The 25,176-nt window shown below is 64.5% G+C and carries 20 protein-coding genes; 16 read left to right on the forward strand and 4 right to left on the reverse strand.

Annotation, left to right across the window (positions count from 1 at the left end; genetic code table 11):
• Positions 1-127: 127 nt before the first annotated feature.
• On the reverse strand, positions 128-1,231 hold the full coding sequence (locus KP003_RS07725) for an NAD(P)-binding domain-containing protein (RefSeq protein ID WP_216791412.1): 1,104 nt from the start codon (positions 1,229-1,231) through the stop codon (positions 128-130).
• Positions 1,232-1,397: 166 nt separating this feature from the next.
• On the opposite strand from KP003_RS07725, the gene KP003_RS07730 reads away from it, so the two are divergent.
• Positions 1,398-1,754 carry a YtxH domain-containing protein gene (locus KP003_RS07730; protein WP_216498080.1) on the forward strand — a complete coding sequence of 119 codons (357 nt, stop codon included), beginning with the start codon at positions 1,398-1,400 and terminating at the stop codon, positions 1,752-1,754.
• Between the two features lie 268 nt (positions 1,755-2,022).
• On the opposite strand, the gene KP003_RS07735 is transcribed toward KP003_RS07730, so the two are convergent.
• A complete protein-coding gene (locus tag KP003_RS07735; RefSeq protein ID WP_216498079.1) occupies positions 2,023-2,913 on the reverse strand; it encodes a phosphoribosylaminoimidazolesuccinocarboxamide synthase in 891 nt (296 codons plus the stop codon).
• A 108-nt stretch (positions 2,914-3,021) separates the two neighbouring features.
• Positions 3,022-4,599: a peptidylprolyl isomerase gene (locus KP003_RS07740; protein WP_217300567.1), complete on the reverse strand. Its 1,578-nt coding sequence runs from the start codon at positions 4,597-4,599 to the stop codon at positions 3,022-3,024.
• Positions 4,600-4,841: 242 nt separating this feature from the next.
• Here KP003_RS07740 and KP003_RS07745 point away from each other — a divergent pair, with 242 nt between their 5' ends.
• The 6 genes from KP003_RS07745 to KP003_RS07770 all read left to right on the forward strand — a co-directional run bounded on the left by KP003_RS07745 (position 4,842) and on the right by KP003_RS07770 (position 11,203).
• On the forward strand, positions 4,842-5,885 hold the full coding sequence (locus KP003_RS07745; protein WP_216498077.1) for a rod shape-determining protein: 1,044 nt from the start codon (positions 4,842-4,844) through the stop codon (positions 5,883-5,885).
• A 42-nt stretch (positions 5,886-5,927) separates the two neighbouring features.
• The gene (locus KP003_RS07750) at positions 5,928-6,941 is read left to right on the forward strand and encodes a glycosyltransferase family 2 protein (RefSeq protein ID WP_217300568.1); all 1,014 of its coding nucleotides are present in this window, start codon (positions 5,928-5,930) and stop codon (positions 6,939-6,941) included.
• A 35-nt stretch (positions 6,942-6,976) separates the two neighbouring features.
• Complete coding sequence (gene gmhA, locus KP003_RS07755; protein WP_217300569.1) at positions 6,977-7,546, forward strand: D-sedoheptulose 7-phosphate isomerase; 570 nt, start codon at positions 6,977-6,979, stop codon at positions 7,544-7,546.
• A 42-nt stretch (positions 7,547-7,588) separates the two neighbouring features.
• Complete coding sequence (gene gmhB, locus KP003_RS07760) at positions 7,589-8,173, forward strand: D-glycero-beta-D-manno-heptose 1,7-bisphosphate 7-phosphatase (RefSeq protein ID WP_217300570.1); 585 nt, start codon at positions 7,589-7,591, stop codon at positions 8,171-8,173.
• 93 nt (positions 8,174-8,266) lie between these two features.
• Positions 8,267-10,441, forward strand: a complete 2,175-nt coding sequence (locus KP003_RS07765; protein ID WP_217300571.1) for a Y4lR C-terminal helical domain-containing protein — start codon at positions 8,267-8,269, stop codon at positions 10,439-10,441.
• A 3-nt stretch (positions 10,442-10,444) separates the two neighbouring features.
• Complete coding sequence (locus KP003_RS07770; RefSeq protein WP_216791423.1) at positions 10,445-11,203, forward strand: TSUP family transporter; 759 nt, start codon at positions 10,445-10,447, stop codon at positions 11,201-11,203.
• A gap of 3 nt (positions 11,204-11,206) precedes the next feature.
• Here KP003_RS07770 and KP003_RS07775 read toward each other — a convergent pair whose 3' ends face one another.
• Positions 11,207-11,875, reverse strand: a complete 669-nt coding sequence (locus tag KP003_RS07775; RefSeq protein WP_216498069.1) for a hypothetical protein — start codon at positions 11,873-11,875, stop codon at positions 11,207-11,209.
• Positions 11,876-12,026: 151 nt separating this feature from the next.
• Here KP003_RS07775 and KP003_RS07780 point away from each other — a divergent pair, with 151 nt between their 5' ends.
• The 9 genes from KP003_RS07780 (at position 12,027) to KP003_RS07820 (ending at position 25,176) form a co-directional block, all read left to right on the forward strand.
• Complete coding sequence (locus KP003_RS07780; protein ID WP_216498067.1) at positions 12,027-12,230, forward strand: SlyX family protein; 204 nt, start codon at positions 12,027-12,029, stop codon at positions 12,228-12,230.
• A gap of 18 nt (positions 12,231-12,248) precedes the next feature.
• Positions 12,249-13,199 (forward strand): aldo/keto reductase, encoded by a 951-nt coding sequence (locus tag KP003_RS07785; RefSeq protein ID WP_217300572.1) that lies wholly within the window; start codon positions 12,249-12,251, stop codon positions 13,197-13,199.
• A gap of 77 nt (positions 13,200-13,276) precedes the next feature.
• Positions 13,277-14,167 (forward strand): glycyl-radical enzyme activating protein, encoded by an 891-nt coding sequence (locus KP003_RS07790; protein ID WP_217300573.1) that lies wholly within the window; start codon positions 13,277-13,279, stop codon positions 14,165-14,167.
• Positions 14,168-16,528, forward strand: a complete 2,361-nt coding sequence (hypD, locus tag KP003_RS07795; RefSeq protein ID WP_217300574.1) for a trans-4-hydroxy-L-proline dehydratase — start codon at positions 14,168-14,170, stop codon at positions 16,526-16,528.
• A gap of 10 nt (positions 16,529-16,538) precedes the next feature.
• Positions 16,539-16,754 carry a DUF1653 domain-containing protein gene (locus KP003_RS07800; protein ID WP_216498061.1) on the forward strand — a complete coding sequence of 72 codons (216 nt, stop codon included), beginning with the start codon at positions 16,539-16,541 and terminating at the stop codon, positions 16,752-16,754.
• A 336-nt stretch (positions 16,755-17,090) separates the two neighbouring features.
• Positions 17,091-17,927, forward strand: coding sequence for a CheR family methyltransferase (locus KP003_RS07805; RefSeq protein WP_217300575.1), 837 nt, complete (start codon positions 17,091-17,093; stop codon positions 17,925-17,927).
• Positions 17,927-19,060 (forward strand): NrtA/SsuA/CpmA family ABC transporter substrate-binding protein, encoded by a 1,134-nt coding sequence (locus tag KP003_RS07810; protein ID WP_216498059.1) that lies wholly within the window; start codon positions 17,927-17,929, stop codon positions 19,058-19,060. Before KP003_RS07805 ends, KP003_RS07810 begins: the two co-directional genes overlap by 1 nt.
• A complete protein-coding gene (locus KP003_RS07815; RefSeq protein ID WP_217300576.1) occupies positions 19,057-23,148 on the forward strand; it encodes a response regulator in 4,092 nt (1,363 codons plus the stop codon). Before KP003_RS07810 ends, KP003_RS07815 begins: the two co-directional genes overlap by 4 nt.
• 39 nt (positions 23,149-23,187) lie before the next feature.
• Positions 23,188-25,176, forward strand: a complete 1,989-nt coding sequence (locus KP003_RS07820; RefSeq protein ID WP_217300577.1) for a PAS domain-containing hybrid sensor histidine kinase/response regulator — start codon at positions 23,188-23,190, stop codon at positions 25,174-25,176.

Raw genomic sequence — 25,176 nt, forward strand, 5'->3', positions numbered from 1 at the left:
GCCCTTTGGGAGAGGGGAAGGGGCGAGGGCGTTGCTTGAGGCGAGTGCGTCCCTTCGTGGCGACGCCCTCACCCTGGCCCTCTCCCGGAGGGAGAGGGCCAGGGTGGACGGAGAGGGAAGGGGGCGCTTACTTCTTGATCTTCTTGAGGATCGCCTCGACCACGTGATGCGCGTCGTTCACGGCGGTGTAGATAAGGTTGGGATGACGCTCTTCGTGGATGGCGCCCTGGCTGATACGCATGTAGGAGGGGGAGATGGCCCCACCGATCACGTAGACTCCCTTCCTGGTGGACTCGAAGTCGGCGGTGAGCAGGAGCAGCCGATCACCTTCCTTGGCCACCTGGCACACTCCCTCGGCGCAGGCGATGGTCTGCACGCCGATCTTGTCGTAGATGGAGGTGGGGCCCTGGCTGCCGATGCAGGCGATCACGTTCTTCATCGGGAAGCTCATGGCGTGGTAACGCTCGATGCCGCCGGCCATCTTGTCCTCGCTGACCCGGATCACCAGCCGGTCCACACCCTCGTCGTCCACTTCGCCGATGCGAGGGGTGGCGCCGGGGAGCAGCCTGATGTTGCCGCCTAAAAGGATCTCCTCGCCCAGTCGCTGCGCGGTCTCCTTGTTCACGTCGAAGGTCTCCGCCATGTGCGCCCAGTACACCGGCTCCTTGTCGTTGGCGTTTCTCTTTTCCTTCAGGATGGAGATGATCACGTCGGCGGCCGAGTTGCCCCCGCCGATGACCAGGGTGCGCACGCCGATGTATTTCTTCGGGTCGTCGAGCCCCTTGGCGACCATCTTGGCGTCACCGTACACGGAGAGTTCCTTGGGAATGGAACTGCCGAAGGCGAGGAGCACCTTTCTGGCCTGGAAGGTCCCCTTGGAGGTGTGCACCTTCAGGTAGTCGCGCCCTTCCTCGATGTTCTCGAACTGGGTGTCGGTCAGTACGTTGAGCCCCTCGTGCTGGACGAAGTGCTGCACGTACTGGATGTATTTTTCCACCGTGACCGGCTTGTCAGGCGGGCGCAGTTCCTCGACCAGGAAAGGCTCCGGGTTCTCCTTGGGTTTGGAAGGGTAGACGTTCTTACCCTCGGGGTAGGTATTGGCGATGCCCTGGAAAATGGATTTGCCCGATTCGATCAAGATATGGCTCAGGCCGTTTTTGTGGCACAAGTAAGCGGCCGCCACACCGCCGGGGCCTCCGCCGACGATTAGTACATCGTATTTCTGATCCATGTTGCTCCTCGCGGGTCCCTCACGGGGGATTTCGGTAACGCATCAACTATACACGCTTCAAGGGGCCCTTCCTAGCAATAATGAGAACGCTGCTTGGCAAAGCCTCAGCATCGGGTAGTATTTGATGGCAGTCGGAAAAATACTACGATCGCGAAGGAGGAGGGCTATGGCCGGAAGAGACAACAAGGTGATGGTTGGGGCGATGCTGCTCCTGGCCGGAGGCATCATAGGCGCCGGGGTCGCGCTATTGTACGCGCCGCAAAGCGGCGAGAAAACCCGCAAGGAGCTCGGGCGTTACGCCAAAAAGGCGCGCCGCAAAGGGGAGGAAGCCCTGGAGGCGGTCGAGGACTTCTCCGATCATGTAGGGGAGATGGCCGAGGCGGTTGGAGAGCGCGCCTCTGAGATCCTGGATCGCGGTAAGGACATGGCCTACAGCGCCAAGAAGGGACTCCTGAAGGCCCTGGAGGACGGCGAAGCGCGCCTGATGAAGGAGAGGTCGCGGCTTGCCAAACTGATAGGCTGAGACTAAGACTAAGACTAAGACTAAGACTAAGACTAAGACTAAGACTAAGACTAAGACTAAGACTAAGACTAAGACTAAGACTAAGACTAAGACTAAGACTAAGACTAAGACTAAGACTAAGACTAAGACTAAGACTAAGACTAAGACTAAGACTAAGACTAAGTAGCTGCCATAACGAGAAAGGCCCCGCGTCCTACGATGCGGGGCCTTTTCGATTGCCTTAATCTCAATCTTAGTCTTAATCTTAATCTTAAGTCTTTATCTGTCTCTAGATCCCCTTGCCGGTCAGCTTCACCAGCGCTTCCATGTACTTCTCGCCGGTCTTTCTGACGATCTCCTCGGGGAGCGGCGGCGCCGGGGCGGTCTTGCCCCAGTCCAGGGTCTCCAGGTAGTCCCTCAGGAACTGCTTGTCGAAGGAGGGCTGCGGGCCGCCCGGCTGGTAGCTCTCTTTGGGCCAGAAACGGCTGGAGTCCGGGGTCATGCACTCGTCGATGATGATCAGCTCCCCTTCGTGGATGCCGTACTCGAACTTGGTGTCGGCGATGATGATCCCCTTCTGGTCGGCCAGGTCGCGCGCCTTCTCATAGATCTTGAGCGTCACCGCGCGCACCTTCTCGGAGATCTCCTTGCCGCAAATCTCGCACATCTGCTCGAAGGAGATGTTCTCGTCGTGGGTGCCGAGCTCTGCCTTGGTGGAGGGGGTGAAGATCGGCTGCGGCAGACGGTCGCTTTCCTTGAGCCCCTCGGGGAGCTTGATGCCGCAGATGGCACCGGTCTGCTGGTAGTCCTTCCACCCTGAACCGGAGATGTAGCCGCGCACGATGCACTCGGCGGCCAGCGGCTGGGCCTTTTTCACCCACATGGAGCGGCCCGCCAGGACGTCGGCGTAGGGCTGGCACTCCGCGGGGAAATCGGCCACGTCGGTGGAGATGATGTGGTTCTTGATGATGTCTTCCATTTGGCGAAACCAGTAGGCGGAGATCTGGGTCAGGACGTACCCCTTGTTGGGTATTCCCTCGTTCATGATGACGTCGAACGCGGAGATCCTGTCGGTGGTGACGATGAGCAGCGTTTCACCGAGGTCGTAGATGTCGCGCACCTTCCCGCGTGCGGCAAGTTTGAGGCCGGGGAAGTCAGTGTTGAGTACCGGTGTAGTCATTGGTGCATTCTCCTTTTATTCGCCCTTAGCGTGAAAAGTGAAAGGTGAAGAGTGCACCCGCACCCTCCACCTCGCACTTGTAAGCTGTGATACTTCCCAGTAGTCCCGTTAGTCCTGGAGCACCATCGGGTTGATGTCGATCTTCGCCTTTTCGCGCAGCCCCTTGACCCACTTGTCCAGGGCCTCCTGCTGCTTCTTGGGAAGCAGGGCCGCCTTGATGGAGCCGGAATCCTTGGCGAGCTCGGTAAGGGGGGCCTCGGTGCGGGACTTGAGCGCCACGGCGTACCAGCGCTCGCCCACCTTGAAGGGCTGCTTGGCGGCCTGGTTCGGGGCGTTCAGGGTGAAGGCAGCCTCCATCAACTCGGGGGAGGTGCCGATGGCGGGGACCACGCCGGTCGGGGCGAAGCCGAAGCTGCCGGTCTCCTTGGCGGCGCCGCCTTTGGACAGCTGCTGCAGCGCTTCCTCGGCCTTCTTCTTGGCCAGGTCGGCGGCCTTGACCTCGACGGCCTTGGCTTCCACGGCGCCCTTGATCTGGGCCAGCGGCGGTACGGCGGCCGGCTTCTTGTCCAGCACCTTGACCAGGTAAATCCCCTTGGCGGTCTCGACCGGTCCGCCCAGTTCACCCTGCTTCAGGGCGAAGGCGCGGGCGACAACCTCGTTCTCGCCGGCAAGCGCTGCGGCGGGTGCCTTGGCGGTGAAGAGCGCGGTCTTCTCGACCTTGCCCCCAAGGGCCGCTGCGGCTCCGTCCAGGTCGCCTTTGGCCTTGAACTTGTTGACCGCCTCGGCGGCCTTCTCGTAGGCTTCCTTGGCTGCCTTCTGCTTCTGGGCGTCGGCGGTGGCCTTGTCCTTCACCTCGGCGAAGGGGAGGATGCCCCCTTTGCCCTGGTAGCGGTCGATGTTTTTCTGGTAGTAGGTCTGCACCTCATCCGCGGTGACGCTCACCTTGGCGGCCGCCTGGGCAGGGTTCACCACGGTGTAGGCGACGGAGACCTGCTCCGGGGTCTTGAAGTCGTTCTGGTGCTCCTGCAGGTAGGAGGTGAGCTCCTGGTCGGTCAGCTTGACGCTCCCCTTGACGTCGGCGGGGGAGAAGGAGACGTAGGCGAGGTTCACCTTGTCGTTTTGCTTCTTGAAGGCTTCCTTCACCTCGGCGTCGGTCACCGTGGCGGATTCCTTGATCTTGTTGCGGGTCTTCTGCAGCACCATCTCCTGTTCCTGGGACTCCTCGAAGTCCTTCGGGGTGATGCGGTTTACCTTCAGGGTCTGCTGGTAGACGCCGAAGTCGAAGGCTCCGTTTTTCTGGAATGCGGGGATCTTGGCGATCTCTGCGGCAACCTGGTCCTTGTTCACCTTGACCCCCATCTTCTTCGCCTCGTCGAGGATGAGGACGTTGTCGATCAGGGTGTCGATGGTGAGCTTCTTGATCCCCATCTGCTTTTCAAGTTCCGGGGTCAGGCTGCGACCGTAGATCTGCTCGTAGAGGCCGCGGGTGCGGTAGTAGCTCTTCTGGAACTCGTCCAGGGATATCTTGGTGCCGTTTACCGTTGCCGCATAGCTCTTGCCACCTCTTCCGTCACTGCCGCCCTTGCCCCATACCAGGAAGATGGTTCCTATGAAAGAGAGGACGATGACGACGAATACGACCTTGATGACAATGGATTGCTTGTACTTCCTCATTACACCTAGCATTCCGGTTCGGCTCCTTTGCGCTGATAAAAAATAGAGTCTAGCTCACACTCAAGAGTGCCGAATCATAATATACTTTAATCGCAAAAGCAACGGTAGAATGAAGCAGTATACCGACCTCTCCCAGTCCAGCTCCAGACATCCGGCGGGTTTTCTTTCTTGCAAGGGTGCGTACCATTTGCTATATTTCCTCCTTTGACACCGGGCAGGGTCCGGTTATTGCGATAATTCAAAGGAGTTCATGCATGTTTAAGATTTTCGACTCCCTTTTCGGCATGTTTTCTAACGATCTGGCCATCGACCTTGGCACGGCCAACACCCTCGTCTACCTCAAGGGGAAGGGGATCGTGGTGCGTGAGCCTTCCGTGGTGGCGGTCCAGAAGATGCCGAACGGCCAGCAGAAGGTCCTCGCCGTCGGGATGGAAGCGAAGAAGATGCTCGGTCGCACCCCCGGTACCATCACGGCCATCCGGCCCATGAAGGACGGGGTCATCGCCGATTTCGACATCACCGAAGAGATGCTGCGCTACTTCATTCACAAGGTTCACAACAGAAAGACCCTGGTACGTCCGAGGATCGTCATCTGCGTCCCCTCCGGGATCACCCAGGTGGAGAAGCGCGCCGTCAAGGAAAGCGCCGAGTCCGCCGGCGCGCGCGAGGTGTACCTGATCGAGGAGCCGATGGCAGCCGCGATCGGCGCCGGCCTCCCCATCACCGAGGCCTCCGGCAACATGATCGTCGATATCGGCGGCGGCACCACCGAGGTGGCCGTGATCTCGCTGGCCGGCATCGTCTACACCAAGAGCGTCCGGGTGGGTGGCGACAAGATGGACGAGGCGATCGTCCAGTACATAAAGCGCAAGTACAACCTCCTGATCGGCGACCGCATGGCCGAGCTGATCAAGATCGAGATCGGCGAGGCGTACCCCGGCACCCAGCTTCTGCACATGGAGGTCAAGGGGCGCGACCTCGTCTCCGGGATCCCCAAGACCACCGAGATCGACTCCAACGAGATCCGCGAGGCGCTCTCCGAGCCGGTTACCGCCATCGTCGACGCGGTGCGCAACTGCCTGGAGCGCACTCCGCCCGAACTGGCGGCGGACCTCGTCGACAAGGGGATCGTCCTTGCCGGCGGCGGCGCGCTCCTGAGAAACCTCGACGTGCTCCTGCGCGAGGAGACCGGCCTCCCCGTGGTTACCGCGGAAGACCCGCTCTCCTGCGTCGTGCTCGGCTCCGGAAAGGTGCTTGACGAACTCGCGCTGTTGCGCAACGTCGCGGTAAGCTCCTAGTTTCCGACTCTCACATCTGCCGTTTCTGCCCGAGGGATCCTCATGAACGACGCTATCATTGACGTCATCATACCCGTATGGAACCGGCCCGAAGAGACTCGAAACTGTCTGGTCAACCTGATCAACCACACCCCGAACGCCCGATTTATCATCGTCGATTGCGGCTCCGAACGCGACACCGAGAGGATGTTGCAGGAGTTCGCTGACGGGCTGGACGAGCGTGCCCTTTTGATGCGCGACGACAGCAATATCGGGTTCGTCCGTGCCGCAAACCGCGGTTTCCAGAGCTCGACGGCCCCCTTCCTGGCCCTGCTGCGCAGCACCAGTATAGTCAGCGCGCGCTGGCTCGACCCGCTGCTGCAGTACGCCCAGGAGCATCCCGAAGCGGGCATCCTGCTCCCCTGTCTCGATCCGGGAGACCCCTGCGCGGGGCCCTGCGAGGTGGAGAGCGGTTCCTTCGCCGCCATGGTGATCCGCCGCGAGCTGTACCGTGAGATCGGCGGTTTCGACGAGTCGCTGGACGGCGGGGTCTGGTGCCTGAAGGATTTCACCCGGCGCGCCTGCGCGAAGGGGTACTTGACCTTGCAGGTGCCGGGTCCCCTGGTGAGCCACCAGGAGGAGGTCCCGCTCGGCTCGGAACTCAGGCGCCGGGAGACCCTGCAAAGGAGCATGGCCGCGTTCCGCGAACGCTGGGGCGAGGGGGGGAGCTACCTGCTGCACGTCCCCAAGGGGGTCGAGCTGGAGCTCTTGCGCCAGAAGCTCGACTGGCTGCTCCAGGGGGCGCGCCACGGAGACAGCTACACGCTGCTTCTGCCCCACGGCCTGAACCAGGCGGCCCAGCAGTCGGGCCTCTCCTGCCTGCACGAGAACGTGAAGCTGGTGCCGCTCCCCCGCATGGCCTGGGACGGCATGAAGCGGCGCATCTACGAGAAGCTGGTCGCCCAGCGTCCCGGCACCATGCCGGTCACCGCGGTGGACGGGCTGCCGTTTCCCTGGAGCGAGCGCTACCTCTCGTTTTCGGAACTCACCGAGCGGATCAAGGCACGGGTTCACTAGCATCGCTGCGGGGAGCCGCGGCACGCGGAGGGTTGATGAAAGAAGAGATCAAGGCCCAGCTCCAGGCCCACGCCCAGGTCATAGCGGCGCTCGAAAGGGACCTCTGTCCGTCCCTGGAGAGCGCCGTTTCGCTTTTGGCTGCGGCGCTGCGCGACGGGAAGAAGCTGCTTGTTTTCGGTAACGGCGGCTCCGCCGCCGACGCGCAGCATTTCGCCGCGGAGATCGTGGGGCGTTTCAAGCTCGAGCGCCGAGCGCTGCCGGCCATCGCGCTCAGCACCGATACCTCCATCCTCACCGCGGTGGGGAACGACTACGGCTTCGAACGCATCTTCTCGCGCCAGGTGGAGGCGCACGCCAACCCGGGGGACGTGCTGGTGGGGATCTCCACCAGCGGCAACTCCCCCAACGTCAAGCTGGCCCTCGAGACCGGGAAGCGGCTGGGGTGCCGCAGTATCGCCCTCTTGGGCAAGGACGGCGGGAGCATCAAGGGGGTGGCCGAGCTCTCCCTGGTGGTGCCCAGCGACGACACCCCCAGGATCCAGGAGGGGCACATCACCATGATCCACATCCTGTGCGACCTGGTGGAGCGGGAACTTTTTTCATGACGGTGCGGCGGGATTAGGGCAGCGGGAAAGGCCAGGGGTACCATGGGCAAGCGGCGTGCGGTCTTCCTCGACCGGGACGGAACCATCAACCAAGAGGTGCAGTACCTGAGCAGGGTGGAGGATTTCCGTCTCATCCCCGGGGTCCCCTACGCGCTGCAGCGGCTCAAGGATGCCGGTTTTCTCCTGGTGGTGGTCACCAACCAGTCCGGTGTCGGGCGCGGCCTCTACGACGAGGCGGCGCTGCAGGCGATCCACGACCGCATGCACGAGGAACTGGGAGATTTCGGCATCACCATCGACGCCTGCTACTTCTGTCCGCACCACCCCGAGCACGGCGTCGGCGACTACCGCGTGGAGTGCAACTGCCGCAAGCCCCTGCCGGGGATGCTGGAGCAGGCGGCGCTCGACCTCGACATCGACCTCTCCCGCTCCTACATGGTCGGCGACAAGCTGGGCGACATCGAGGCGGGACTCAACGCCGGCTGCACCTCGCTCATGGTGCTGACCGGTTACGGCGCGGTCGAGTCGGCGCGGCTCCCCAAAGGGGTCCGGGCCTACGAGGACCTCCAGGCGGTGGTCGAGGCGATCCTCGTCGCGGAAGGGAAGGGGAAGCGCAAGAGACGCTGAACCGCAGCGCAGCAGGGACGACCGCCTTCTTTCAGCGGCCGCTACCGACCGGTCCCGCGACCGGCAGGAGCGGCCTTTTTCGCAGGAGTGGGCATGAAGCCGTACCACCAGATCTTCCCTGATGCAGCCGGGTCCACCATGACCCTGGAACTGCCGGCGCAGAGCGGAAGGATCCCGAAGGGGAGCTACGCCTTCGTCGAGTGCTACTGCACCACCCCCGGGTGCGACTGCCGCCGGGTCGCACTGTTGGTGCTGGACCAGAAGCAGCGGCAGAAGGCGCTGATCTGCCTCGGCTTCGACGGCGACGGACCCTTCTGCGGCCCCTACCTGGACGGCTCCAGCTACCAGGTTCCCTACGCCGACGAGCTGCTCGACTTCTGCGTGCACACCCTCAATTCCCGCACGGAGTGGGTGGAGCGCATGTACCGGCGCTACGGCGAGGTGCGGGAGCTGATCGACGGCGTCCCCTACCGCGGCAGGCCTTTCCCTCTTCCCGGAGACCTTTTCTACCGTGCCATGCCGGCACCGGACCTGGAGACCATGCTCACCGAATCGGTTCGGCATGGGTTCACCCCCGGTTGTCCCCAGCCCCCCTGCGCCGGGCAGGGGGAGCCGTCGGGGACCATGCGCCTCGTGGAACTGTACGCGCGGGCCGGGGTGAGCGCTCCCATTGCCATCCTCATCTCCCTGCAGGACGAACTGCACCGGCACCTCCTGGCCGACCCCCTCGCGGTGGAGGAGCTGGCGGCCCTGCTGGCGGCGCTTGGACGGGCCGCCAAGGCGGACCACGACCGGATCTCGGCGGCCTTGAGGATCCTCTCCCTCACCCTTGAGTTCTACCAGGTGGAGATGGCGGGGGGGCGTCCGGGTGCGAGGCAACAGCTGCAGCGGCTGCAGAGCGCCCTCGCGCTGCGGGTGTACCGGGAACGAAGCGGCATGGAACTGCGCCTTTCGGTGACCGACATACTGGTGCGCAGCCGGTTGAACCTGATCCCCGAACTGCAGGCGATCTGCCAGGCGGGGGAGGGGAAGGCGGAGGGTGGGCTCGACCTGAACGCCGCCTCGAGCGAGGAGTTCGTCTCCGGCGTGCTCCGGCATTTCGCCTCCGTCGGGGTGACCTGTCCCTTCGCCGGCGCCCAGGAGATCCTGGAACTGTTCGCGGTCAACGACCCTGAGCTGAGGCCCGGGCTCACCTGGGAGCTTTTGACCGCCGACGCCCCGTTTCTGCGCGAGATCGCCGCTCTGCTCATCTTCAACGCGGATCCGGAACTCTCCCGGGAGGTTGCCCGCATGCTGGTCTCGGTGGCGGGCGCCACCCTGACCCCCAATACGCTGCGGCGCCTGATCATGGCGCGCAACTGGTTTCCGGAACCGGCCCGAAGCATCGTGGACCAGACCATCAGCAACGCGCGGCGGGCTCGGGTGCCGTGCGCCCACCTGGAAAATCCCGACGAGGAAACCGTGTACGCCAGTTGCCTGGACGGTTCCGGGGGGCAGGCGTTCCAGGTCATCGTTTCCGACCGGGCCGCCTATGCCGGGTGCACGCTGCTGCTGCAGGAGGGGGGAGGCATCGCCGACTGCACCGTGGTGCGGCTGGAGACCCGCAGGGACCGGGAGGACTTCATCCGGGCGGCGCGCAGCCGGCGCTGCTGCCTTACGTCGACCGGCGAGTACCTCGACCTCCGCCTGGGGATGGCCATCGCGGCCGGGACCGAGGCGGGGAGGGTGCCCGGGCACTGGCTGGTGCGGGTTGCCGAACTGCTGGGGCGCGGCCACTGGAAAGGGACCCACCCGGACCCGGCGCAAACCCTGCGGCAGCTGGCCGAAGAGGTTGCCGCACCGGACTCCCCCGAGGAGGGTGCCAGCGCGGAGCTCCTCGCCCTGGAGGATTCGGGGCGGTGGCACCGCTACCGCGCCCTGTTCGGGAGCTGGAAGGTGGAGGGAAGTGCTGTGGACCGCGTCGTCGAGGCGGCCCGCGGCGCCAAAGGAGCGGTCAGGACGGCGACGGTGCTGGAACAGTTGTGCGACCAGGTCCTCGAGCAGCAGCGGCCGGTCCTTTTGGAGCGGCTGGTCCTTGAGACGCTCTGGCTGAAGGCTGCAGCGGGGGAGGCGCCCATCCCCTGGCAGCGGATGTACCACGTGGCGCGGGCGGTAGCCGATCAAAACATAGCATTGAAGGAGATTCCGTTGGCAGTATCGATAGCACGTCAGAGTTTCACCGCGTACCGCAGGCACGAGCAAAACGTCAGGCCGGGGAGTGACAGCTAGTTCATGGAGATTTCACCGGTTCTTTTCCCCGTCCTGTTCCTTACCGGCGCAGTCGCCGGCCTTATCGACGCCATCGCCGGCGGTGGCGGCCTCATCACCATACCGGTCCTGCTCGGCCTCGGCCTGCCGCCTCAGGCTGCGCTGGGCACCAACAAGCTCCAGGCCAGTTTCGGCTCCTGCAGCGCCATGGCCCACTTCGTCAAGGCGGGGACCGTCAACCTGCGCGACGCGCTCCCCGGCGTCATCTGGACCACCATAGGCGCCATCCTCGGCTCGTACACGGTACAGCAGATCGACCCGGGCTTTTTGAAGAAGTGCATCCCGTTTCTGTTGCTCGCCATCCTCTGCTACACCATCTTCACCCCGAGGCTCGGCGCCGAGGAGGTGCACCCGCGCCTCCCCCGCAGGCTCTTCTACGCGGTTGCGGGACTGGGGCTCGGCTTCTACGACGGCTTTCTCGGACCGGGGACCGGTTCGTTCTGGGTGATCGCCATCATGCTCGGGCTGGGCTTCGACATGCGCAAGGGGACCGGCTACACCAAGCTCTTCAATTTCGTGAGCAACATCGTCTCGCTGGTGGTGTTCGTGGCAGGGGGGCACGTGCTGCTCTGGGCGGGGCTGCTGATGGGGGCGGGGCAGGCGGTCGGCGCACGGGTCGGGGCCAGGCTGGTAATCCACAAGGGGACCCGCTTCGTGCGGCCGGTGTTCATCTGCTCGGTGCTGGCGGTGACGGCGAAGCTGTTCTGGGACAGCTACCGGTAGGGATCAGATCTCCCGCAGGTTGCCGGCTTCGGTCTCGGCGCCGAGGTCGCGGGCGTTCAACTCCTGCTCCAGGTGGGTCAAAAGCTCTGTCACCTGCTGCACATAAACCTGCGGCACGCTCTCCAAAAGGCGCAGGGCGTTGTCCAGCCGCTTGGCGGCGGAAACGGCGGCCTTCAGCGGCACCAGCGGGTTGGGCTCTTCCCTCAGCGCGGCCACTTCCTTGAACTTCTTCAGCACGGTGGGGTGACTCTTCTCCTCTTCCACCACACGCTTTCTCAAGTCGCCGTACTCCTCGGCGGAAAATCCCTTCTCTTCCTTGGCCTGGCGCAAAAGGTCGATGGACCGGAAGTCGGGGAGGGGGCGCAACTCCTCGCGCCGGTCCAACAGCTGCGGCTCTTCCTTCTCCATGAAGCGGTAGGCCATGGTGAGCTTCTCGGCGGTGCCCCGCTTTATGCGTATCTCCTGCACGCAGTACTCCTCAAAGGTCCCGTAGCCCCACTCGCGGAACCGTCCCCTCTTGCTTACGTCCAGCAGCTTCTCGCCAAGCTCCACCCAGGACGACTTGAACCTCTTCGCCTTGTCCAATACCTCGTACCGGTCCGTGCCCGGCTCCAGGTGCTGCATGATGGACTCGATGTGCCGCTCGCTGCTCGACTTCGGTGTTTCCTGCATCGCTACCTCCATTGCCCGGCACTTCGCGTCGCCGGAACAGTGAGCGAAATTATCAGAATCCGTCCGGTTTTTGAAGTTTTTTATCTTGGCTATCGCTTTGAATCGGGTTAAACTTTGCGAGCCTCACAACCGGCACGACAAGGAGCTCACTATGGAACAGCGTCTGACTGACATGGAGATGCTGATCATGCACCAGGGTCACATCATCGACCAACTGAACGAGGTGGTCACCGGGCAGCAGGCCGTCATCGACCAGCTCACCAAGGAACTGAGGGCCATCAAGGAACACCTGCGCGGCCTGAGCGCTTCCGAGAACAGGCTCCCCTCCGAAGAAGAGCCTCCGCCCCATTACTAACCCCGGAACAGGAAACACATGAAGAAAGTTGCCCTCGGCTGCACCGGCCTCAGCATCAATCCCCTCGTTTTCGGCACCCTTCCGCTTGGTCCCCTGCAGGCCTCCCTCTCTCCCGAGGAAGGGGGACGCCTGATCCGCTACGCGCTGGAGCGCGGCGTGAACCTCCTGGACACGGCCGAGCTCTACCAGACCTACCCGCACATCCGCGCCGCACTGGCAGGCTTCACGGGCGAGGTTCACATCGCCACCAAGACCCACGCCAATACGGCGCAGGCGGCCCGCGGGCATGTTGAGCGGGCGCTGACCGAGCTCGCAGTGGAGCGGCTGGACATCGTGCACCTGCACGGCGCCCGGGTTGCGGATCCCTTCGTGGAGCGCCCGGAGGTGATCGAGGTACTGCTCAGGATGAAGGAGGAGGGGAAGATCGCCCACGTAGGGCTCTCCTCGCACTTCGTCAGCGCCATGCGGAAGTCGGTGCTGCACCCCGAGATCGAGGTGGTGCACCCGCTCATCAACCGGACCGGCATGGGGATCATCGACGGCTCCCAGGAAGAGATGGCCGCCGCCATCGCGGCCTGCGCCGCGGCCGGCAAGGGGGTCTACGCCATGAAGGCCCTGGCCGGCGGGAACCTCATCTCCACTGCCCGCGAGAGCCTACGCTACGTGCTGGGGCTCGCCGGGGTGCACGGCATCGCGCTGGGCATGCTCGCGGAGGCCGAGATCGACGGCAATCTGGCGCTCTTCCAGGAGGGGCGCGCCGACGAGGCGCTCTGGAATACCCTGGAGGGGAGGCGCCGCAAGCTCACCATCATGGAGGCCTTCTGCAAGGGGTGCGGCGCCTGCGTCCCCGCCTGCACCAACAACGCGCTCTCCCTGGTGGATGGCAGGGCCAAGGTGGACGACGACGAGTGCATCCTGTGCGGCTACTGCGGGGCGGCTTGCCCGGAATTCATGATCAGGGTTGTGTAGTCCAGTGGCGGACCCGGCGGACCAGGCGGGTCAGGTGGGAAGTGCAGGCAAGGGGTGGTGGGGTGGCGGATAGAGCTATGACTGAGGGCATTGTCTTTAACTTGCAACGGTACTCTCTGCACGACGGACCGGGCATCCGTACCACGGTCTTTCTGAAGGGGTGCCCTGCGCGCTGCTGGTGGTGCCATAACCCGGAAAGCCAAACTCACACCCCGGAAACAGCCTGGTCCCAAAACCGCTGCATCTCCTGCGACGCCTGCCTGTTGGCCTGCCATGAAGGGCTCAAGCCGCGGGATGCCTGCCGCACCTGCGGCGCCTGCGCCGAGGCCTGTCCGACCGGCGCTCGCGAACTGCTCGGAAAGGAAACCACCGCCGACGAGGTGCTGCAAAGCATCCTGAAGGACCGCATGTTCTTCGAGGACTCCGGCGGCGGGGTCACCTTCTCCGGCGGCGAACCGCTCTGCCAGCCCGCCTTTCTCAAGGAACTCCTGCTCGCCTGCCGCGCCCAGGGGATCCATACCGCCGTCGACACCGCCGCTCTCTGCCCTTCCGAGACCCTGCTCGACCTCGCCCCGCTGGTGGACCTCTTCCTCTTCGACCTGAAGTGCGCCGACGAGACGCTGCACCAAAAGGGAACCGGCCTTGGCAACCGCCGCATCCTGGAAAACCTGGAACAGCTCGGGCGGGTACACCGCAACATCTGGCTCAGGATCCCGGTCATCCCCGGTTTCAACGACACGGAAGAGGAGATGGCCGCGCTGGCCGAGCACGCAGCCCGCGCCGCCGGGGTGCGCCAGGTCTGGCTGCTCCCCTACCACGGCACCTGGAGCGCCAAGCCTGCGCGCCTTGGCAAGAAGCCGCCTGCCGAGGCCTTGGCCGCGCAGACGCCCGCACCGCAAACCATGGAGCTTTTCGCCCGGTTCTTCGCAGCCCGGGGATTGGACACGCAGATAGGAGGGGGAGCATAGATGACCGGAAGAACAACACGACTGCGCCAGGAAAGCCTCGCCGCCGAGCCCGCCATTTCCGCCGAGCGGGCGCTGCTGCTCACCGAGTTCTACCGCGAGAACGAGGGACGCTGGTCCGTCCCGGTCATGCGCGCCAAGTCCTTCCACTACCTGTGCGAGAAGAAGACCATCTATATAGGCGACGGCGAGCTGGTGGTTGGGGAGAGGGGACCGGCGCCGAAGCTGGTTTCGACCTACCCGGAACTGACCTGCCACTCGGTCGAGGACCTGCGCATCCTCAACTCGCGCGAACTGACCTCCTACCGCGTCGACGGCGCCTGCCTCAAGGCCTACCAGGAGACGGTGATTCCGTACTGGGGCACCCGCAGCCTGCGGGACAAGATCTTCGCCGCACTCCCCGAGGAGTGGCATGAGGCCTACCGCTACGGCATCTTCACCGAGTTCATGGAACAGCGCGCCCCCGGGCACACGGTGCTGGATGACAAGATCTACCGCAAGGGGCTGCTCGACTTCAAGAAGGAGATCGCTCAGGCCGTCGAGGCGCTGGACTTCGCCGCCGACGCCGACGCCTGGGCCCGCCGCGAGCAGTTGACCGCGATGGACATCTCCTGCGACGCCGTGATCCTCTTCGCGGAGCGCCACGCGAAGCTCGCCGAGAGCATGGCCGCCGCCTGCACCGACCCGGCACGGAAACAGGAACTCCTAAAGATCGCCGCCAACTGCCGCTGGGTCCCGGCCCACGCACCAAGCGACTTCTGGGAGGCGCTGCAGTCCTACTGGTTCTGCCACCTGGCGGTGATCACCGAGCTGAACGGCTGGGACGCCTTCAGCCCCGGGCACCTGGACCAGCACCTGTTCCCCTTCTACCAGGCCGAGCTGCAAAAGGGGACGCTCACCAGGGAGGGCGCCCGCGAGCTTTTGGAGTGCTTCTTCGTCAAGTTCAACAACCACCCCTCGCCCCCCAAGGTGGGGGTGACCGCGGCGGAGAGCGGCACCTACACCGACTTCGCCAACATCAACCTGGGCGGGCTCCTTCCTGACGGCTCCGACGGCTCCAACGAGGTGTCGCACCTGCTTTTGGAGGTGATCGACGAGATGCATCTCCTGCAGCCTTCCAGCAACGTCCAGCTTTCGCGCAAATCCCCGGACGCCTTCCTGAAGCACACCCTGAAGGTGGTGCGTAACGGCTACGGCTTCCCCTCGATCTTCAACGCCGACGCGGTGGTCGAGGAACAGCTGCGCCAGGGTAAGAGCCTGGTGGACGCCCGCGCCGGAGGGTGCAGTGGCTGCGTCGAGGTGGGGGCCTTCGGCAAGGAAGCCTACATCCTCACCGGCTATTTCAACCTGGTGAAGATGCTGGAGCTTGCCCTGCACGACGGCGTGGACCCGCTGACCGGGGTGCAACTGGGACCGAAGACGGGGGCCGCCGAGAGCCTCGGGAGCTTCGACGAGCTCTTCGAGGCGTTCCGCGCCCAGCTCGCCCACTTCCTGGACATCAAGATCCGCGGCAACCGTCTCATCGAGATGATCTACGCCTCCCAGATGCCGGCTCCCTTTCTCTCCGTGCTGACCGACGACTGCATCAGCCGGGGGGTGGACTACAACGCGGGGGGCGCCCGCTACAACAACAGCTTCATCCAGGGGGTGGGCGTAGGGAGCATCACCGACGCGCTCTCCGCCATCAAGGAGCACGTCTTCGAGCGCAACGCCCTCTCCCTGCCGGAATTGGTGGCGAAGCTCGACGCGGATTTCGCCGGGGACGAGCCGCTCAGGCAACGCCTTTGGAACAAGACCCGCAAGTACGGCAACGACGACGACTACGCCGATGACCTGATGCGGCTGGTGTTCGACGCCTTCTTCGACGAGGTGGACGGCAGGCCCAACACGAAGAACGGCGTGTACCGCATCGAGATGCTTCCCACCACCTGCCACGTCTACTTCGGCTCCGTCACCGGCGCCACCCCAGACGGTCGCCGGCGCGGCACCCCGCTCTCGGAGGGGATCTCCCCGGTGCAGGGGGCGGACCGCGGAGGGCCCACCGCGGTGATCCGCTCCGCCGGGAAGATGGACCACATCAGAAGCGGCGGCACCCTGTTGAACCTCAAATTCTCCCCGGCGCTCCTTACCGGCGCCGGAGGTCTGGACGGCGTGGCGAGCCTGGTGCGGAGCTACTTCCGCATGGACGGGCATCACGTTCAGTTCAACGTGGTGAACGTGGAAACCCTGAAAAGGGCGCAGGAGAACCCCGCCGAGAACCGCGACCTGATCGTGCGCGTCGCCGGGTACAGCGATTACTTCTGCGACCTCTCCACGGAACTGCAAAACGAGATCATCGCCCGGACCGAGCACACCTCGCTCTAGGGGAGGGAACATGGCCGTAATACCGGGGCGCTACCGGCACTACAAAGGGAATTACTACCAGGTCATCGGCACGGCCAGGCACAGCGAGACCGATGAACCCATGGTCGTGTACCGTCCCCTCTACGGGGAAGGGGGGCTTTGGGTTCGTCCCGAGGCGATGTTCCTGGAAACCGTCCTCGTGGAAGGCAAGCCGGTGCCGCGCTTTTGCCCTTGCCCGGAAGATTGAGAAGGGCGGTCCCGTTTCGGTGGCGCCCGCACCAGCCTCGCCCCTTGTTTCTCCCCTCATCAGGCATGATCTTCAGCCGCATCCGCCCTCATACCCCTCTCCCCTCGGCACCCTCTCCCAGAGAGAGAAGGTGTAGCGATGCATCGTCAATTCTCTCTTTCAATTTGTTTACAACAGTTACTCTTTTGTTTCGTTTTGAGAAGAAGATTCTCATTGACTTTGGATAGTGAAAAGGTGTAATTGGGATTTGCCTATTATAAACCTCAAGTCCTCTGTGAGAATGCCGACAAGTCCAATATGGCCATTGAGGTTCAGTAATCTTCCTGGAGGAGCTGCTTGGGTGAGACGGTAGTCGATATACTGAGGTTTCTCACCGATCATTTCGGGGAAGATTTTCACTCCTATTCCCAATCCCTCGCCGAAAAGCGCATCGCGGAGCGGGTGAAACAGCTTCGCCTTCCCGGTCTGTCCGAGTACCACCAGTTCCTGCAGCGCGATTGCGGCGAACCGGCCTACCTTTCCTGCATGCTGCGCATCAGGTTCAGCAGCTTCTTCAGGGACCCGCTCCAGTTCGAACTGTTAAGGTCGCAGATCATGTCCAGCCTGCTTCCCGCCTCGTCGCAGGGCGGGTTCCTGCGCGCCTGGTCCGCGGCCTGCGCCGGGGGAGAGGAGCCCTGTTCGCTCGCCATCATCATCGACGAAACCCTGCAAATGCTCGACGTGCACCCAAAGGTCCAGATCTTCGCCACCGACGTGGCCGAGGACGCCCTGGAAGAGGGGCGTGCCGGATACTACGCGACGGGAAGCCTTGGCGGCGTCACCCTGCAGCAGCTAAAGACCTACTTCACACCCGACGGCACCGGCTACCGCATTTCCCCCAAGATACTCTCCATGATCAGCTACTGCCGTCACGATCTGCTCGACCCCCATACCTACGCCCCCCCCGAGTCACTGTTCGGGGGGTTCGATCTCATCTGCTGCCGGAATTTTCTCATGTACCTGGACCCGCAGGCCTACCTGAGGGTGTTCGACAACCTGTTCCGCGCCCTGAACCCCGGCGGCGTGCTCCTTTTGGGCAAGGCGGAATCCGTGCCCGAGCGCTACCACCAGCACCTGGTGCGGATCTTCGAATGCGGCAACCTGTACCGCAAACAGCAGACCGGGAGGACCTGATGCGTACCCTGATGAGATGCCTGGCGATCGCGCTCCTTTTCTCACTCTGCCTCTGTGGCTGTTCCCGCAAGGAGAACGACGGCGGCGCTGCCAAGGAAGGGGCCGCGGCCGGGAGATACGCCGGTTATCGCTTCGGCGGCGACGAGGTGATCGACCTCGGCTCGCAGCCGTTGACCCTGCCGGAAGGTGCGGTGGCGGAACTGATCGCCCGGGACTCCGTCCTCGCCTCCCGGCTTGCCTCCCAAGGTTTCTCAGTGCGGGTGCATCCCTTCTTCAAGGGGAAGGACATCACCGAGTTCCTCTCGTCGGGGAAACTGCAGGGGGGAATTTTCGCGGACATGCCGGCCCTGACCGCCGCCGCAAGCGGCGACTTCGTCTGCGTCGGACTGCTGAAGCAGGGCTTTGCCACCATCGTTTCCGGGAAACCGATGCTGGTGCGCGACCTGAAGGGGAGGCGCGTGGCCACCGGTCTGGGGTCGGCGGCCCACTTCACCCTCCTGAGCGCGCTGCAAAACGAGGGGCTGACCGAGGGGGACATCAAGCTGGTGCCGATGGAGATAAGCGAAATGCCAAAGGCACTGGCGGAGGGGAAGATCGACGCCTTCAGTGCGTGGGAGCCGACCCCGACCCTGGCCTTTGCCGCCCACCCCGAATTCCACATGGTGCACAAGGGGGTGAGCTACGGTTTCCTCTGCCTGCGGCGGGACTTCGTCCGCAGCCACCCCGACCAGGCCCGGGAATTGGCGGCCGCAGTGGTCAGGGCCTGCGCCTGGATGCGCCCCCCCCACGGCCTGAAGCAGGCCGCCGAGTGGACCGCCGCATCTGCGGCGCGGCTGCAGGGGGCGCCCTACCAGGTGACCGGGCAGGCGATGGGTAATATTATCCGCAACGACCTGCTCAACGTCCCCGGGGCACCACGCATCCCGGCGACGGTATTGAGCGAGGAGGGGCTTCTCTACAGGAAATTCACCTTCCTGAAGCGCACGGGAAACATCCCTGAAAGCACCCCCTGGGCCAAGGTTCGCGGCTCCTTTGATACTGAAATGATGCGGCAGGTCGTGGCCAGAGGGGACCAGTTGGCCCTGCAACGGTTCGACTACCGCAATACTGACCAATCGGACGGTGTTAAATGAAAAGAATACTCCTGCCGACGCTGAAGGGGCGTCTGGCCTTCTGGTTCACTACGATCTGCCTGGTCCCGCTGGCGGTTTTCACCACGGCAATCTATTCGCAGCGGGTGCAACTGGCCCGGTCGCTGATGCTGGACAAGCTCTCCGCCGTCACGGCGCTGCGCCAGGACCAGATCAACTCCATGCTCGACAACCTGATGAGCGACGTCTCCACGCTCGGGTCGGGAAAGTCGGTGCTGGTCGCAGCCCAGGCGCTGGCCGCAAACCCGACCGCCTGGTCCGACGCAGCCGCCACCGACAGCATGCGGCTTTTGCGCGGCTACCAGGACGAGTACGAGCCGGTCGCCGACGTCTCCATCGTCACGGAAAACGGCACCATCCTGCTCAGCACCGACCAGGCCCGGAGGGGGCACCGGGTCGCGCGGCCCGAGATGGTCCTCACCTCCCTCAACGACGCCGCGCCGGTGATCGGCGAGGCGTACCTGCTGGGGAACGAGGGTAACGCGAGCATCGACATCGCCGCGCCGATCAAGGGGGGGGGCACCGAGGCCGGCAGGGGGGCCGTGGTGGTGCGCTACAACCTGCGCAAACTCCTCAATATCACGATGGAAAACAGCACCGGGATGGGCAAGACCGGCGAGGTCGTGCTGGTCGACCGCAAGGTTCGCCCCCTGGTCGAGCTGCGCGGCATCCCCAACGCGGTGCTCAAGGTGAAGCTCACCGGGAAGCCGGCGGTGATGGCGGCGGGGGGGCAAAGCGGCCTCGCCCAGACCACCGACTACCGCGGCGTGGACGTCCTCTCCGCCTACTCCCACATCCCGCGCACCGGGTGGGGGCTCGTGTGCAAGCAGGACTCTTCCGAGGTCTTCGCGCCGATCCGGCATGCTCTCTACGTCACCTACGGTATAGCCGCCCTCATCTCGCTTCTGGTATGGGGCTTCGCCCTAAAGCTCGCCGAGGGGATCAGCGCGCCGCTTGTCAAGCTCTCCGAGACCGCCAACGAACTGGGCGCCGGCCACTACGAAGCGCGCATCGAGTCGGAAGGGACCCTGGAGCAGATCTCGCTGGCAGCCTCGTTCAACGCCATGGCCGACACGCTGCAGATGAAGATGGCGGCCCAGCAAGGGTTGGCGCGACTGTCCGAGCACCTGGTCGATGCGGTGAGCCTGGACGACTTCTTCAAGAAACTGCTCCCCGCCTTCGTCGACGTTACCGGCGCCAGGATGGCGACGGCCTTCGTGCAGGATGGCGAGGGCGACGGGTTCGCCCCGGTACATGCCATCGGGGCCGACTGCGGCAGGATGCGCCGTTACAGCCGCTCCCAGCTCGAGGGGGAACTGGGCATACTGCTGACCTCGCGCAGGATCACGCGCTTCTCCCCCGGTCCCGCCGGCGAGGGGCTGCGTTTTGTCACCCCGTTCGGCGAGATCGTCCCCGCGGAACTGGTGACGGTGCCGGTCGACACCGACGGGGAACTGCACGCCTTCGTGTCGCTCGCTTCCGAGCATCCCTTTCCGCTTTGGGTGCACGACACGCTCGAGATGGTCCGGGTGCCGCTGGGCTCCGCCTTCTCCCGCGTGGTGGCTGCCGAAGACGTGCGCCGGCTCGCCTCCGAGCTTGCCATCAAGAACGCCGAGCTTGTGCAGCAGTCCGAGGAACTGGTGCAGCAGTCCACCGAGCTTGCCCAGCAGTCCGACGAACTGGTCCGCCGCAACCGGGTCCTGGACCAGCAAAAGCAACTCCTCGAGGAGGCCACCCGCCTGAAGAGCGAGTTCCTCTCCAACATGAGCCACGAGCTGCGCACCCCCCTAAACTCGGTGCTGGCGCTCTCCCGGGTGCTGGCGGTGCAGGGAGCCGAGCGGCTCAGCGAGGAGGAGCGAGGCTATCTCGGGATCATCGAGAAAAACGGCAAGCATCTGCTCTCCCTGATCAACGACATCCTGGACCTGGCCAAGATCGAATCGGGGCGCCTCGACCTCTTCCTGGAGTCGGTGGACCCGGCCAAGGTGGCCGCCGAGGTGGTGGACAGCCTGGCGGTGCTGGCCCGGGAGAAGGGGATCGCCCTCTCGCTGGTCGCGCCCGATGCGTTCCCCCCGATGCGGATCGACGTCAAGAAGCTGCGCCAGATGCTGCAGAACCTGGTGGGGAACGCGGTGAAGTTCACGGCCCAGGGTTCGGTGACCGTGCGCCTGGAAGCGCGGGACCGGGAGCTTTTCTTCGAGGTGAAGGACACCGGGATCGGCATCGCGCCGCAGTACCTGGAGAGCATCTTCCACGAGTTCCGCCAGGCCGACGGTTCCACCTCGCGCTCCTACGAGGGGACCGGGCTCGGGCTCGCCATCGTGAAGAAGAGCGCTCTCCTGTTGGGGGGAGACGTCGGCGTCACCAGCGAGCTGGGGCAAGGCTCCGTCTTCACGCTGCGCCTGCCGCTTGAGTGCAGCTTGGGCGACGGGGTAAAGGATGCCTCGCTGGCGGCGGTACCGGCGCAGGAGTGGCGGGCGCCGCACCCCTCGGGAAGATCGGTGCTGGTGGTCGACGACGACCCGGAGACTGTGTCCCTGATCACCACACACCTGAGCCAGGCCGGTTTCGGCACACTGAGCGCCCTCAACGGCCCGGACGCCCTGCGGCTTGCCCGCGCCAACCGCCCCTTCGCCATCACCCTGGACATCATGATGCCCGAGATGGACGGCTGGGAGGTCATGCGGGAACTAAAGGAACACCCCGAGACCGCCGATATACCGGTTATGATCATCTCCCTCTCCGAGGACCGCGCCACCGGCGTCGCCCTGGGGGCGGTCGGGGTGATCAGCAAGCCGGTCGGCAGGGAACAGCTCATGGAGGCCTTCGCCAGGCTGACCGGGGCCGGATGCCGCCTGGTGCTGGTGGTCGACGACAGCGATTACGACCGGTTCTTCCTGGCCTCCCTGTTCAAGGAGCAGGGGCTCGACGTGCTCCTGGCCGAGAGCGGCCCCGAGGCGCTCGAGCTTGCGGTCACAGACCACCCCGACCTGATCACCCTGGACCTCCTCATGCCGGGAATGGACGGCGCGGCGGTGCTGGACCGGTTGCGGTCGAACTCGTGTACGGCGGACATCCCGGTGGTGGTCATCACCTCGAAGGAACTCTCTCACGGCGAGCTGCAGCGCCTGTCCAGCGGGGTGAGCGCGATCATCTCCAAGAACGGCCTGGAGCGCCGGATGGTGCTGGACGAGCTGGTCAGGAGCCTGGAGCGCCTGGGGTGGCGCCTGCCCAATCGGGAGGAGAGTCACGGCGCCAGGATCCTGATCGTCGAGGACAGCGAGGCCGCGACGGTGCAGCTTCGCTTCGCCCTGGAGTCGGCCGGGTACCACGTGGATGCTGTTTCCGGCGGCCGCTACGCGCTCACCTACCTCAAGTCCCACGTGCCCGACGGCATCGTCCTTGACCTGATGATGCCCGAGGTGGACGGTTTCCAGGTGCTGGAGGCGGTCCGTTCCAGCAGCTTGACCGCCAACGTGCCGGTGATGGTGATGACGGCCAAGACGCTTTCGCCGGGGGAATACGACCGGCTCAGGGAACTGCAGGTGCACCAGCTGGTGCAGAAAGGGGACGTCGAGCTCCAGGAGCTGCTGCAGCGGGTCTACGAGATGCTCGGCAGCGTGAACCTGTTCCGGCCGGGGGGGGAACCCGCCGCGGCCCAGCCGCCGAAGGCGCCGAAGTGGGAAGGGGATGGCTCCCTGCTGGTGGTGGAGGACAACCCGGACAACCTGGTCACGCTGAAGGCCGCGCTGGGCGGGAAGTACCGCATCGTCGAGGCGTGCGACGGAGCCGCCGGGCTCGACGCGGCCAGGAGCGCGCCGCCGTCGCTGATCCTTTTGGACATGCACCTGCCGGTGCTGGACGGCTTCGCGGTCCTGAAGAGGCTCAAGGAAGACCCGGCCACCGCCGCCATCCCGGTGGTTGCGCTCACGGCAAGTGCCATGGCGGGGGACCGGGAGAAGGTGCTGGCGGCGGGGTGCGCGGCCTACCTTTCCAAGCCCTACCACCCGGAGGAATTGCAGGAGTTGGTGGAGAGTTTCTTCGCCCCGCAGGGGGCGAATCCCGTTTAGATGACGGTGTCGCAGTTATCCTGAAAGGAACCAGTGAGCATGAAGCTTCTTGCCATCGACGACAACCAGGACAACCTCCTCACCCTGAGTGCGCTGTTGAAGACGTTCCTCCCCGAGGCACAGCTGATCACCTCGCAGTCGGCGCAGGACGGCATACGCCGGGCCGCCATGGAGGCGCCGGACGTGATCCTGCTCGACATCCAGATGCCGGGGATGGACGGCTTCGAGGCCACCCGGCGCCTGAAAGCGTCCCCTTCGACCCAGCACGTCCCCGTCATCCTGGTCACTGCCCACCGCAGCGACTCGGCCTGCCGCGTCATGGGCCTTGAGTGCGGCGCCGATGCCTTCCTCTCCAAACCCTTCGACGAGGCGGAGCTCGTGGCCCAGATCAAGGCGATGGTGAGGATCAAGCGGTCTGAGGACGCGCTGCGGCAGGAGCGCGATTCCCTGGAAGCGCTGGTGCAGAGGCGGACCTCGCAGCTGCTGCAGGCGAACGTGGAACTGAAGCAGCACCTGGAGCGGCTGGCGCAGAACGAGGCGCGCTACTCGCGGGCCGTGCGAGGCACCAGCGACGGCCTGTGGGACTGGGACCTGGTCAGTAACGAGTATTACTATTCCCCCCGCTGGAAGGAGCTCCTCGGGTTCGCCGATGACGAACTGGAGAACCGTCCGGAGACCTTCTTTTCCCGGCTGCACCCCGATGAGCTCCCCCTGGTCCAGGAGTCCCTCTGCGCGCACTTTTTGGGGCATACCCCCTTCGACCTGGAGATCAGGCTGAGGACCAGGGGAGGGGAGTACCTGCGGGTGCGCTGCCGCGGCCAGGCGGAATGGGACGGGGCGGGGGAGCCGGTCCGGATGTCGGGCGCCATATCCGACGTGACCGAGCGGCAGATGATGGAGGAGCAGCTGCGCCAAGCCCAGAAGATGGAGGCCATCGGCCAGTTGGCCGGCGGGGTCGCCCACGATTTCAACAACGTCCTCACCGTCATAGCCGGCTACGCCAATATCCTCAAGATGGACCTCGGCCCGGAGAGCCCGCAGCACGGCCTGGCGGACCAGATCTCGGCGGCTGCGGAGCGCGCGGCGCAGCTCACCCGGGGGCTGCTCGCCTTCAGCCGCAAGCAGGCCATGGACCAGCAGCGTTGCGACCTGGGGGAGATCGTGCACCGCGTCGAGCAGTTCCTGGGGCGCGTCATCGGCGAGGACATCCAGCTGAAGACCGAGATCCTTCCGGAGCCCCTGCCGGTGCAGGTCGACCTGGCCCAGATCGAGCAGGTGCTGATCAACCTGGCGGCCAACGCCCGCGACGCCATGCCGGGAGGAGGCGTCTTCTCCATCGCCACCGGGGTACGCGATGCGGGGGGGCGCGGCCACGGCGACCAGGCCGGCCGCCACGCGGTCATCATCGTGGCCGACAACGGGGAGGGGATGGACGACGAGACCAGCCGGAGGATCTTCGAACCCTTTTTCACGACCAAGGAGGTCGGGAAGGGGACCGGGCTGGGGATGGCCATCGTCTACGGCATCGTGCAGCAGCACAAGGGGAACATCTGGGTCAGCAGCAAGCCGGGGGAGGGGACGGTGTTCACCATCGAGCTCCCCTTGCTCGAGGGTGGGGCGGCGCTGGAATCCGTTCTCAACCCTCAGCCGCTGCCGCAGACCGGAACCGAGACCATCCTCGTCGCCGAGGACGATCCCAGCGTGCGCAGCCTGGTGGACATGGTGCTGACCAGGCACGGCTACCAGGTGATCCTCGCGGAAGACGGCGAGGAGGTCGTGGACCGGTTCGCCGCCCAGCAGGACGGGATCGAGCTGGTCCTTATGGACATCATCATGCCCCGCAAAAACGGCATCGAGGCCTACGAGGAGATCAAGAAGATCCAGCCGGAAGCGAAGGTCCTCTTCACCTCCGGGTATACCGCCGACTTCATCCAGAGCCGCGGCATGAAGGAGGGGGTCGAACTGATCATGAAGCCGGTGCAGCCGGTTGAACTGCTGCGCAAGGTGAGGGAGGTGCTGGAGCGTTAA

This window comes from Geomonas diazotrophica (assembly GCF_019063885.1).
GTDB lineage: Bacteria > Desulfobacterota > Desulfuromonadia > Geobacterales > Geobacteraceae > Geomonas > Geomonas diazotrophica.

Excerpts from the sequence above, each read along its gene's own strand:
- KP003_RS07725 (WP_216791412.1), bottom strand. The coding sequence starts at position 1,231 with ATGGATCAGAAATACGATGTACTAATCGTCGGCGGAGGCCCCGGCGGT.
- KP003_RS07730 (WP_216498080.1), top strand. The coding sequence starts at position 1,398 with ATGGCCGGAAGAGACAACAAGGTGATGGTTGGGGCGATGCTGCTCCTG.
- KP003_RS07735 (WP_216498079.1), bottom strand. The coding sequence starts at position 2,913 with ATGACTACACCGGTACTCAACACTGACTTCCCCGGCCTCAAACTTGCC.
- KP003_RS07740 (WP_217300567.1), bottom strand. The coding sequence starts at position 4,599 with ATGCTAGGTGTAATGAGGAAGTACAAGCAATCCATTGTCATCAAGGTC.
- KP003_RS07745 (WP_216498077.1), top strand. The coding sequence starts at position 4,842 with ATGTTTAAGATTTTCGACTCCCTTTTCGGCATGTTTTCTAACGATCTG.
- KP003_RS07750 (WP_217300568.1), top strand. The coding sequence starts at position 5,928 with ATGAACGACGCTATCATTGACGTCATCATACCCGTATGGAACCGGCCC.
- gmhA (WP_217300569.1), top strand. The coding sequence starts at position 6,977 with ATGAAAGAAGAGATCAAGGCCCAGCTCCAGGCCCACGCCCAGGTCATA.
- gmhB (WP_217300570.1), top strand. The coding sequence starts at position 7,589 with ATGGGCAAGCGGCGTGCGGTCTTCCTCGACCGGGACGGAACCATCAAC.
- KP003_RS07765 (WP_217300571.1), top strand. The coding sequence starts at position 8,267 with ATGAAGCCGTACCACCAGATCTTCCCTGATGCAGCCGGGTCCACCATG.
- KP003_RS07770 (WP_216791423.1), top strand. The coding sequence starts at position 10,445 with ATGGAGATTTCACCGGTTCTTTTCCCCGTCCTGTTCCTTACCGGCGCA.
- KP003_RS07775 (WP_216498069.1), bottom strand. The coding sequence starts at position 11,875 with ATGCAGGAAACACCGAAGTCGAGCAGCGAGCGGCACATCGAGTCCATC.
- KP003_RS07780 (WP_216498067.1), top strand. The coding sequence starts at position 12,027 with ATGGAACAGCGTCTGACTGACATGGAGATGCTGATCATGCACCAGGGT.
- KP003_RS07785 (WP_217300572.1), top strand. The coding sequence starts at position 12,249 with ATGAAGAAAGTTGCCCTCGGCTGCACCGGCCTCAGCATCAATCCCCTC.
- KP003_RS07790 (WP_217300573.1), top strand. The coding sequence starts at position 13,277 with ATGACTGAGGGCATTGTCTTTAACTTGCAACGGTACTCTCTGCACGAC.
- hypD (WP_217300574.1), top strand. The coding sequence starts at position 14,168 with ATGACCGGAAGAACAACACGACTGCGCCAGGAAAGCCTCGCCGCCGAG.
- KP003_RS07800 (WP_216498061.1), top strand. The coding sequence starts at position 16,539 with ATGGCCGTAATACCGGGGCGCTACCGGCACTACAAAGGGAATTACTAC.
- KP003_RS07810 (WP_216498059.1), top strand. The coding sequence starts at position 17,927 with ATGCGTACCCTGATGAGATGCCTGGCGATCGCGCTCCTTTTCTCACTC.
- KP003_RS07815 (WP_217300576.1), top strand. The coding sequence starts at position 19,057 with ATGAAAAGAATACTCCTGCCGACGCTGAAGGGGCGTCTGGCCTTCTGG.
- KP003_RS07820 (WP_217300577.1), top strand. The coding sequence starts at position 23,188 with ATGAAGCTTCTTGCCATCGACGACAACCAGGACAACCTCCTCACCCTG.